This window comes from Desertibacillus haloalkaliphilus (genome assembly GCF_019039105.1).
Taxonomy (GTDB): domain Bacteria; phylum Bacillota; class Bacilli; order Bacillales; family KJ1-10-99; genus Desertibacillus; species Desertibacillus haloalkaliphilus.
In genome coordinates this window covers 125,038-136,270 of record NZ_JAHPIV010000008.1, presented here as the reverse complement: position 1 = coordinate 136,270, position 11,233 = coordinate 125,038, and the positions used below count along the sequence as shown (strand labels likewise).

At 42.3% G+C, this 11,233-nt stretch carries 10 protein-coding genes; 9 read left to right on the top strand and 1 reads right to left on the bottom strand.

Going from position 1 to position 11,233, the window contains the following annotated elements; genetic code table 11:
* The coding region (locus KH400_RS10760; RefSeq protein WP_217224542.1) for a hypothetical protein at positions 1 to 300 on the bottom strand (300 nt) is incomplete at its 3' end.
* An 87-nt stretch (positions 301 to 387) separates the two neighbouring features.
* Between KH400_RS10760 and KH400_RS10755 the strand changes: the two genes are divergently transcribed.
* The 9 genes from KH400_RS10755 (at position 388) to carB (ending at position 11,218) form a co-directional block, all read left to right on the top strand.
* Positions 388 to 624 carry a hypothetical protein gene (locus KH400_RS10755; protein WP_217224541.1) on the top strand — a complete coding sequence of 79 codons (237 nt, stop codon included), beginning with the start codon at positions 388 to 390 and terminating at the stop codon, positions 622 to 624.
* 196 nt (positions 625 to 820) lie between these two features.
* Positions 821 to 1,306, top strand: a complete 486-nt coding sequence (lspA, locus tag KH400_RS10750) for a signal peptidase II (RefSeq protein ID WP_281418691.1) — start codon at positions 821 to 823, stop codon at positions 1,304 to 1,306.
* A complete protein-coding gene (locus KH400_RS10745) occupies positions 1,306 to 2,220 on the top strand; it encodes an RluA family pseudouridine synthase (RefSeq protein ID WP_217224539.1) in 915 nt (304 codons plus the stop codon). Before lspA ends, KH400_RS10745 begins: the two co-directional genes overlap by 1 nt.
* Before the next feature lie 236 nt (positions 2,221 to 2,456).
* Positions 2,457 to 2,993, top strand: coding sequence for a bifunctional pyr operon transcriptional regulator/uracil phosphoribosyltransferase PyrR (gene pyrR / locus KH400_RS10740; protein ID WP_217224538.1), 537 nt, complete (start codon positions 2,457 to 2,459; stop codon positions 2,991 to 2,993).
* Between the two features lie 205 nt (positions 2,994 to 3,198).
* Entirely contained in the window at positions 3,199 to 4,503 is a 1,305-nt protein-coding gene (uraA, locus tag KH400_RS10735) for a uracil permease (protein WP_217224536.1), read from the top strand.
* A 239-nt stretch (positions 4,504 to 4,742) separates the two neighbouring features.
* Positions 4,743 to 5,681, top strand: a complete 939-nt coding sequence (locus KH400_RS10730; RefSeq protein ID WP_217224533.1) for an aspartate carbamoyltransferase catalytic subunit — start codon at positions 4,743 to 4,745, stop codon at positions 5,679 to 5,681.
* Entirely contained in the window at positions 5,641 to 6,924 is a 1,284-nt protein-coding gene (pyrC, locus tag KH400_RS10725) for a dihydroorotase (RefSeq protein WP_217224531.1), read from the top strand. The genes KH400_RS10730 and pyrC overlap by 41 nt, the downstream gene beginning before the upstream one ends.
* Complete coding sequence (locus KH400_RS10720; RefSeq protein WP_217224529.1) at positions 6,921 to 8,051, top strand: carbamoyl phosphate synthase small subunit; 1,131 nt, start codon at positions 6,921 to 6,923, stop codon at positions 8,049 to 8,051. The genes pyrC and KH400_RS10720 overlap by 4 nt, the downstream gene beginning before the upstream one ends.
* Positions 8,030 to 11,218 (top strand): carbamoyl-phosphate synthase large subunit, encoded by a 3,189-nt coding sequence (gene carB / locus KH400_RS10715; RefSeq protein ID WP_217224527.1) that lies wholly within the window; start codon positions 8,030 to 8,032, stop codon positions 11,216 to 11,218. The genes KH400_RS10720 and carB overlap by 22 nt, the downstream gene beginning before the upstream one ends.
* Positions 11,219 to 11,233: the final 15 nt, after the last annotated feature.

Here is an 11,233-nt window from a genome sequence, read left to right as displayed (position 1 = left end):
TTGTCTAGCTCCAGGCGCCATCGGCTCGAGGTCACTTCGGACTGACAAGAGAAGCAAAAAAGCGCTTCTACTTGCCAGTCCTCCAGTGCTGGTCGCCGATAAGCGGGCGCCTTGCGCATTTCTGTATTGTCTAGCTCCAGGCGCCATCGGCTCGAGGTCACTTCGGACTGACAAGAGAAGCAAAAAAGCGCTTCTACTTGCCAGTCCTCCAGTGCTGGTCGCCGATAAGCGGGCGCCTTGCGCATTTCTGTATTGTCTAGCTCCAGGCGCCATCGGCTCGAGGTCACTTCGGTCTGTCAAATGTTGTGTCGCGTATTTTGGGTGCGATGTGTCACACTAATCATATATCGTTGTATTAATTCTCGTCATCAAAGGAGAGGGTTCGTAATGTCATTTAATGATTCGTATGTAACGCGGGATATAGAGGAAGTGTCTATACAGAACGACCAATTAAAGTATGGTTCGACGATTAACCATTTTTCAGATTTACTCGAGTCTAGCTCTTCTTCGCAGCGATCAGGAGAATTGGTCGGGTATGTGGATGAGCTTGAGGGATGGAGAGCACCAATGCGTGAAGCTTCTTACGACAGTCGACGAAAAAGGGAAGGCACCGATTCACTATGATTGGTATTTAAACGGTAGGGCATGATTGGTCTGAGGAGCTGGCTTCTTACATTAGACAAGGGGACCGTAAGTAAATTGTACACTTGATATTCAAACTCAGTGGATACGTGCATATAGAACAGCTCCTCTTACCAATCGCTCGCTTTTCAATTGTTTGAAAAGAGGCGCTGTGCTACAATTCTTACGTACATAGTAGATGGAGATCGGAGGAGAAATCTTGCTTTATTATTTAATTGCATTCATTATTATAATCATCGATCAGGTGACAAAGTGGATTATTGATGTGACAATGGAGATTGGGGAGAGCTTCACAATCATTGATCAATTCTTGTTTATTACTTCTCATCGTAATCAAGGAGCAGCATTTGGGATTCTCCAAGGGCAGATGTGGTTCTTTTATGTGGTGACGGTTTTAGTTATTGGGATCATTGTATACTATATAAAAAAAGAAGCAAGAAACAATCGTAGTTTAGGCATTGGTTTAGGTTTAGTATTAGGTGGTGCGATCGGAAATTTTATTGATCGTTTATTTAGACAAGAGGTTATCGACTTTATTGATGTACTTATTATCAACTATGATTTTGCGATTTTTAATATTGCGGATTCAGCATTAGTCATTGGTGTTGGTATCATTATGATTTATGTGCTTCTTGAAGAACGCCGAACAAAGGAGAAAAGTTAATGGAACGTTTTGAATGGGTTATTACAGATGAACAAGAGAATGAACGAATTGACAAATTGCTAACAACATTTGATGAGTCATGGTCACGAACACAAATTCAACAATGGATTAAAGACGGCCATGTAACTGTTAATGAAAAAAAAGTAAAGAGCAATTACAAGTGTCAACCTAACGATACGATCGTGCTACTTCTGCCAGAACCAGAAGTGCTTGAAGTTGAGCCTGAAGAGATGGACTTAGATATTGTTTATGAGGATGAGGATGTTATTGTCGTTAATAAACCGAGGGGAATGGTGGTTCACCCGGCACCAGGTCATTATTCAGGGACATTAGTGAATGGACTTATGGCACATTGCAAGGACTTATCAGGAATTAATGGTGTGATTCGTCCAGGGATTGTCCATCGGATTGATAAGGATACTTCAGGGCTATTGATGGTAGCAAAAAATGACGTAGCACACGAATCGTTAGTTCAGCAATTAAAAGATAAAACAACGAAACGACTTTATCAAGCGATTGTTCACGGGGTCATCGAGCATAACCAAGGAACGATTGATGCGCCAATTGGACGTGATAAACAAGATCGCCAAAGCATGACAGTGACCGATGAAAGCAGTCGAGATGCTGTGACACACTTTACTGTACTTGAGCGTTATCGTAATTATTGTTATGTTCAATGTCAACTAGAAACGGGTCGTACGCATCAAATTCGTGTTCATATGAAGTACATCGGCTTTCCAATTGCAGGAGACCCAAAGTATGGCCCGAAAAAAACATTACCAATTGATGGCCAAGCCCTGCACGCACAAGTTCTTGGTTTTACTCATCCAAGAACGAAAGAAGAGATGCTTTTCGAAGCGCCTGTTCCAGAGGATATGACATCGCTGTTAGACTTTTTACGAAAAAGTGATTGACAGTACTTTTGAACTTTGCAATAATAGTCATAAGCAATTAAATATTAGTCCTTTAACTACAGTCCCGTGAGGCTGAGAAGGAAGCGGAAGCAACGAGAAAACTAGTGGGTTAGAGATAGTCTCTTATACTTGCCACTAGTTCGACAAAGTTTGTAACCACAAATCCTCTCATCCGAATGGTGAGAGGATTTTTGTATAACCGCTTCAGTAGAGGAAATGGTTTTGGAGGTGTAACAATGAGTCAAGAGAGAGTGATCTTAGATGACCAGGCGATTCGTCGTGCTTTAACACGGATTGCTCATGAAATTATTGAACGGAATAAGGGCATCGATGATTGTGTGTTAGTTGGGATTAAAACGAGGGGTATTTATCTAGCCAATAGACTGGCTGAGCGGATTGAACAAATTGAAGGCTCTAGCGTTCCTGTTGGAGAGGTAGATATTACCCTTTATCGTGATGATCTCACGGTGAAAACGACGAGTGAAGAGCCGTTACTGAAAGGAACGGATGTACCGACCGATATTACAGATCGTAAGGTGATTTTAATTGATGACGTTCTGTATACTGGACGAACGGTACGAGCAGCCTTAGACGCTTTGATTGATTTAGGAAGACCATCACAAATTCAACTCGCAGTATTAGTTGATCGCGGGCACCGTGAATTGCCGATCCGTCCAGATTATATCGGGAAAAATGTCCCAACATCAAAAAGTGAAATTATAACTGTCACATTAAAAGAAATTGATGAAATCGATGGAGTGACGATTATTTAAAAGAATGAACAATAAAAAGAAAATAAACCAACCTCTTTAAATGTAGTCCTGTGAGACTGACAAGAGGTATACTCCTCTAGCTAGGGTGGCAAGAAAAACAACTCCCGCTCTAAGTAGATGCTGATACCTCTTTGTCGACCACACAAAGAGGTTTTCGTTTATAAACGACCAAACAGTCGTTGAGAGAAAAGAGGAGGAGTTTCCATTGGGAGAACAACAGCAGAGAGATGTCGGGATTAGAGAAATTCCCAAGTTAAATAAATGGCTGATCTTAAGCCTGCAACACTTATTTGCGATGTTTGGGGCAACGATTTTAGTTCCATTTTTAGTCGATTTAAGTCCAGCAGTCGCGCTCGTATCAAGTGGTTTGGGAACATTAGCCTATTTATTCATTACAAAAGGGCAAATTCCTGCATACCTCGGTTCATCGTTTGCGTTTATTGCACCAATTATTGCAGCGACGACATTAGGAGGACCAGAAGGGGCGATGGTTGGTAGCTTCTTTGCGGGTATTGTCTATGGAATCGTTGCTCTTATCATTCGTGCGAGCGGTCTAAAGTGGTTAATGAAAATTTTACCGCCGATTGTGGTCGGTCCGGTCATTATGGTGATCGGTTTAGGACTCGCTCCTACAGCGGTCGATATGGCGATGAATGATCCGGTTACTGAAGCTTATGATATGTCACTATTTATTGTTGCTCTTGTTACATTAGCAATTACGGTTGTCGCCTCAGTCTTCTTTAAAGGATTTTTCGGATTAATTCCAATTTTGTTTGGGATTGTTGGTGGCTATGCTTTTGCATACATGCAAGGGATTGTTGATTTAACACCTGTTCGAGAAGCAAAGTGGTTCGAGGTTCCAGATTTCATTGTTCCATTTGTCACATATACACCACAATTTTCCTGGGAAATTATCGCCATTATGGTACCGATCGCTGTCGTAACGTTATCTGAGCATATTGGTGACCAAATGGTGCTAAGTAAAGTAGTTGAAAAAAACTTTATTAAAAAGCCAGGTTTACATCGTTCGATTATGGGGGATGGTATTGCAACGATTATCTCTTCAGTATTAGGTGGACCACCGAATACTACCTATGGGGAGAACATTGGTGTCATTGCGATTACAAGAGTGTTCAGCGTGTTTGTTATCGGTGGTGCGGCAGTGATTGCAATTATCTTCGGATTTATCGGTAAGTTTGCAGCGTTAATTACAACTATCCCAACAGCTGTTATGGGAGGGGTCTCAATCCTACTGTTTGGGGTCATCGCTTCCTCAGGTTTACGGATGTTAATTGACAATAACATCGATCTAGGTCATAAAAGAAACTTAATTATCTCGTCTGTCATTTTGGTGATTGGAATTGGCGGTGCATTTATTCAAGTATCTGAGGATGTCCAAATTCCAGGCATGGCATTAGCAACAATCATTGGAATCATTTTACATCTCATTTTTCCGAATAAGGAAGCTGGATATGGGAATGCCAGCATGTTTAGTAATGACGACGAATAACAAGAAAATACTTGAGCAAGATCCTTTAATTAAGTACTGAGAGACTTAAAAGGGTGTTGAATCGTAAAAGAGGCCATTGTGCAAACCTCTTATTTACGTGCACCCTAAATAGACGTGTGGAACGACTAATAGGGTGCATTTTTTTATCCTCACCTAAACAACATACGCTTTATTCATCCAAAGTCTCTTACTCTTTCATTTTAGACTGATAGAAAATAAAGAATGAGAGGAAGGTTATCATGAATCATTTATTAACGATGCCTTTATTAGAAGCAATAGAAATTCATCAGATCTTAAGTCAAGCCCAACTGTTTTTAGATGGGGATCAATGGCAACCGAATCGAGAAACATTTGTAGCGAATCTGTTTTTCGAACCGAGCACAAGAACAAAATTTAGTTTTGAAGTGGCTGAGAAAAAACTAGGCTTACAGGTGTTGGACTTTCAAGCACAAGCATCTAGCGTACAGAAGGGGGAGACCCTCTATGATACGGTTAAAACCTTAGAAGCGATTGGAGCCAATGCGGTTGTCATTCGTCATGAACAAGACAGATACTTTGAAGATTTGGTGGGTAAGGTGAATATTCCAATTATTAATGGCGGTGATGGTTGTGGTCATCATCCGACACAATCGTTACTCGATTTATTGACGATTAAACAAGAGTTTGGTTCCTTTGATCAGTTGAAAGTAGTCATTGTCGGGGATATTCGTCATAGTCGTGTCGCCCGTTCAAATGCCGAGGTGTTAACAAGGCTTGGAGCAAGTGTTTGGTTTTCTGGGCCAAGAGAATGGATTGATGACTCCATTCCTTATGGAAGATTCATTGATATTGATGATGCTGTCGAAATGGCTGATGTGATGATGATGCTAAGGATTCAGCATGAACGACATGCCGTACAAATGGTTACAGGGAAGGATCAGTACCATAAAACGTATGGATTAACGATAGAGCGTGAGAGACGAATGAAAAGGGATAGCATTATTATGCACCCGGCACCGATCAATCGCGGAGTTGAAATTGACAGCCATCTGGTCGAGTGCCAACGCTCACGGATTTTTAAACAAATGACAAACGGTGTTGCCATTCGAATGGCCGTATTAAAAAGGGCATTAGAAAAATCAATGGAGGTACAAAGATATGAATATTCTTTTAAAAAACGCGAACGTATTACAAACTAATCAAGTAGAAAAACGAGATGTGTTGATTTCTAACGGAGTGATTTCAGCGATCAATGAAAGCATCGGTGAACAAGCAGATCGAGTGATTGATATCGATGGTAGACTACTTATCCCTGGGATGGTTGACTTGCATGTCCATTTACGCGAGCCGGGCGGTGAGAATAAAGAAACGATCGAAACAGGTACAAAAGCAGCAGCTAAAGGTGGATTTACTACCGTTGCTCCTATGCCTAATACAAGACCAGTACCTGATACGAAGGAGCAAATGGATTGGTTACAAGCTCGTATCAACGAGACGGCCCATGTACGTGTCTTGCCATACGCATCAATTACGATCCGCGAATTAGGAAAAGAGCTCACTAATTTTCAAGCATTAGCAGAGAGCGGTGCATTTGCTTTTACGGATGATGGTGTCGGTATTCAGGATGCGAGCATGATGCTAGAAGCGATGAAAGCAGCAGCTAATATCAATAAAGCGATTGTTGCTCACTGTGAAGAAAATACACTGATTAATAAAGGGGCAGTCCATGAAGGAACATTTTCGAAAGCACATGGAATCAATGGGATTCCATCGGTTTGTGAATCTGTACATATTGCTCGTGACGTCCTTCTCGCCGAAGCAGCAGGTGCTCACTATCACGTTTGTCACATTAGTACAAAGGAATCTGTTCGGGCAGTTCGCGATGCGAAGCGTGCGGGAATTCGTGTAACGGCCGAAGTGACACCTCATCACCTCTTATTATGTGAGGATGATATACCAGGGCTCGATCCGAATTATAAAATGAATCCACCACTACGTAGTAAAGAGGATCGTGATGCATTGATTGAAGGGTTACGTGACGGAACGATTGATTTTATCGCAACCGATCATGCCCCGCACGCCACTGAAGAAAAATCTGGCTCAATCGAGGAGGCACCATTTGGAATTGTTGGACTCGAGACGGCATTTCCACTGCTTTATACACACCTCGTTGAAAAGAATATTATCACGTTACAAGAGCTTGTTGACTTTTTAACGATTAAACCAGCACAAGCTTTTGAGCTTCCGTATGGACAGTTGAAAGAAGGTGTGCCGGCAGACCTAACTGTAATTGATTTAAGCAATACAGAAAAAATTGACCCGAGTACGTTTGTCTCGAAAGGGAAAAATACGCCATTTACGGGCTGGGAGTGCAAAGGATGGCCATCGCTCACGATCGTTGCCGGGCAAATTGTATGGACAAAGGAAGGGGTTACACAATGAAACGTCAATTAATTTTAGAAGATGGAACCGTATTTGTAGGTAAGGCGTTTGGTAGTGAACATGAGAAGGCGGGTGAAGTTGTCTTTAATACAGGGATGACTGGCTATCAGGAAATTTTGTCAGACCCATCGTATTGTGCTCAAATTGTAACACTCACTTATCCGCTTATTGGGAACTATGGGATTAATCGCGATGATTTTGAATCGATTTCCCCAGCCATCCATGGGTTAATTGTTAAAGAAGCAGCAATACAACCAAGCAATTGGAGAAGTGAAGAATCACTTGATACATTGTTAAAAGCAAACGATATCCCAGGTTTAGAAGGGATCGATACGAGAAAGTTAACTCGAATGATCCGCAATTATGGAACTTTAAAAGGGAAACTCTGTTCTATGGATGTTGATGTGAATGATGTGGTTGCCGAGCTGAAAAGTACGAGCCTACCGACGAATCAAGTCGCTCAAGTGTCAACAAAAGATCCATATCATGCTCCTGGAAGAGGTCACCGTGTCGTACTTGTCGATTTTGGCTTTAAACATGGCATACTAGAAAACTTAATCAAGCGAGAGTGCGATGTGATTGTCGTGCCTTACGATACAACAGCAGAAGAAATTCTCCGCTTACGTCCAGATGGAATTATGTTGAGCAATGGACCGGGAGATCCTGAAAATGTTCCTGAGGGAATTGAAATGATCCGACATTTAGTAGGAAAAGTCCCAATCTTCGGTATTTGTCTCGGCCACCAATTACTAGCGCTAGCGTGTGGGGCAAAGTCAGTGAAAATGAAGTTTGGTCATCGTGGTTCGAACCACCCTGTTCGTGAGTTGGCGACTGGACGCATTGACATTACATCACAAAATCATGGCTATACAATTGAAGCCAAGTCGCTTGAGGAAACGAGATTAGAGGTCACTCATGTGGCTGTTAACGATGGAACAGTAGAAGGTGTTGCACACCTTGATTACCCGGCCTTTAGTGTTCAATATCATCCAGAAGCATCGCCTGGACCAGAAGATGCGAACGGGCTATTTCAGGCATTTATCGAAATGATTAAAGACAATAAGAACGGAAGAAATCAACAAGGAAATCGTGAGGGGGATTCGGCATGCCAAAGCGTAACGATGTAAAGAAAATTTTAGTGATTGGATCAGGACCGATTGTCATTGGTCAAGCAGCAGAATTTGATTATGCAGGTACACAAGCGTGCCAAGCACTGAAAGAGGAAGGGTATGAAGTTGTCCTTATTAACTCGAATCCGGCAACGATTATGACAGATACGAATATGGCAGATAAAGTGTATATCGAACCAATTACGTATGAGTTTGTAAGCCGTATTATCCGTCAAGAACGACCAGACGGCTTGCTTGCAACGCTCGGTGGGCAAACCGGATTAAATATGGCGGTGGAACTTGATGAATCCGGCATTTTAGAAGAATACAATATTGAGCTACTTGGGACAGATTTAGGTGCGATTAAGCAGGCGGAAGACCGCGATTTATTCCGCTCATTAATGAATGAATTGAACGAGCCTGTACCAGAGAGTGACATTGTCAATAACCTCGAAGAAGCGTACCAATTTGTTGAAAAAGTAGGGTACCCGATTATTGTTCGCCCCGCCTATACGCTTGGTGGTACTGGCGGAGGCTTGGTTTACGATGAAGAAGATTTAATCGAAATTGTCTCAAGTGGGCTTAAGTACAGTCCTGTGACGCAATGCTTACTTGAGAAGAGCATTGCTGGTTTTAAAGAAGTTGAATATGAGGTGATGCGTGATGCCAAGGATGAAGCAATTGTCGTTTGTAACATGGAAAACATTGATCCTGTCGGCGTTCATACGGGTGACTCGATCGTTGTTGCTCCAAGTCAAACGCTTGCCGATCGAGAATATCAATTGTTACGAAATTCATCGTTGAAAATTATACGTGCACTAGGGATTGAAGGTGGTTGTAATGTGCAGTTTGCCCTCGACCCTGATAGTTTCCAATACTATATTATTGAGGTCAATCCACGAGTGAGTCGTTCGTCAGCGTTAGCCTCAAAAGCAACAGGATATCCCATTGCCAAAATCGCAGCGAAAATTGCCGTTGGTTATGCACTTGATGAAATTAAAAACCCAATCACAAAAACTACCTATGCGAGCTTTGAACCGGCACTTGATTATGTTGTCAGTAAAATTCCACGTTGGCCATTTGACAAGTTTGAAGCTGCCAACCGTCAACTTGGTACCCAGATGAAAGCAACAGGAGAAGTGATGGCGATCGGCCGTAACCTTGAAGAGTCATTGCTAAAAGCGATTCGGTCACTTGAAGCAAACGTATACCATCTTGAACTGGATTCAATAGCTGATTTGACTCAAGCAGAGCTTGAGCATCGCATTGCAAACGCGGACGATGAACGCCTCTTCGTACTGGGTGAAGCGTTTCGGCGCGGCTATACGACGGAGCAAATTTTTGAACTCAGTAAAATCGATCGCTTTTTCCTTGATAAGTTCGCTGGGATTGTCGCTCTAGAAAGGGAGTTAATGAACCGCAATGGTGATCTAGAGTTACTTCAACGAGCCAAGGAAAAAGGGTTTTCAGATATAACGGTGGCAAAGCTTTGGCAACAAGAAGAACGAGAGATTTATAGACTCAGAGCTGAAAAAGAAATCATGCCTGTTTATAAAATGGTTGATACATGTGCTGCTGAGTTTGAATCTGCAACACCCTATTACTATGGGACCTATGAAGAAGAAAATGAATCATACCGTTCAGATAAAAAAAGCATTCTTGTGTTAGGGTCAGGACCGATCCGCATCGGTCAAGGGATTGAGTTTGACTATGCGACTGTGCATACGGTTTGGGCGATAAAAGAAGCTGGGTATGAGGCGATTATTATTAACAATAACCCAGAAACGGTTTCAACGGATTTTAGTACTTCTGACAAGTTATACTTTGAGCCATTAACGGTTGAGGACGTCATGCATGTCATTGCTCAAGAACAGCCAGAAGGGGTTATTGTTCAGTTTGGCGGTCAAACAGCGATTAATTTAGCTGATGAGCTCTCTAGCCGTGGAGTTAACATACTAGGAACGTCATTAGAGGATATGGACCGTGCGGAAGATCGAGATAAATTCGAGGCGTCACTTCAAGCACTAGATATCCCGCAACCCTTAGGGAAAACGGCAACATCAGTCGCAGAGGCTGTATCCATTGCCCGAACGATTGGTTACCCTGTTCTTGTCCGCCCATCCTACGTGCTTGGGGGGCGTGCGATGGAAATCGTCTATAAGGAACAAGAACTGCTTCAGTATATGGAAAACGCCGTCAAAGTTAACCCGAAACACCCAGTGTTAATTGATCGCTACTTGTTCGGTAAAGAAATCGAAGTCGATGCAATTTCTGATGGTGAAAATGTGTATGTACCAGGGATTATGGAACATATTGAGCGGGCGGGTGTTCACTCAGGCGATTCGATTGCCGTTTACCCGACGCAAACCATCAATGAAACGACAAAACAAAAAATTATTGAACGTACCATTAAACTTGCAAGGGGCTTAAACATTGTTGGATTATTAAATATTCAATTTGTCCTTCATGACGATGAAGTTTATGTACTAGAGGTAAACCCACGTTCAAGTCGAACGGTGCCTTTCTTAAGCAAAATTACAGGAGTTCCGATGGCGAATTTAGCAACGAAGGCGATCCTTGGGAAGAAGTTACCAAGCTTAGGCTATGAAACAGGCTACCACCCTGAACCTGAAGAAGTTTCTGTAAAAGTTCCGGTCTTTTCATTTGCTAAGCTCAGAAGAGTGGACATTACCCTTGGACCTGAGATGAAATCAACAGGAGAAGTGATGGGTCGAGATTATTCGCTAGAAAAAGCGCTGTATAAAGGCCTCATCGCATCAGGAATGAAGATTCCAACATTTGGTTCAGTGTTGTTTACAGTCGCTAATAAGGACAAACAGGAAGCGATGGCTCTTGTCCGCAGGTTCCATCGCATCGGCTATGATATTTTAGCAACGGAAGGAACAGCAAAACTCATTCAGCAAGAAAATATTCCGGTAACAGTTGTAAACAAAATCGGTGACCAAAAGCCACATTTGCTTGATGTCATCCGTCAAGGTGAGGCTCAATATGTGATCAATACGTTAACAAAAGGAAAACAGCCAGCTCGTGATGGCTTCCGCATTCGTCGTGAATCGGTGGAAAACGAAGTCGTTTGTTTGACGTCTATGGATACAGCTGAAGCGCTGTTACGCGTATTAGAACTTATTACGTTTGCATCTGAGCGTATGCCACAAATGAATTAAGGGGGCTCCAATCGA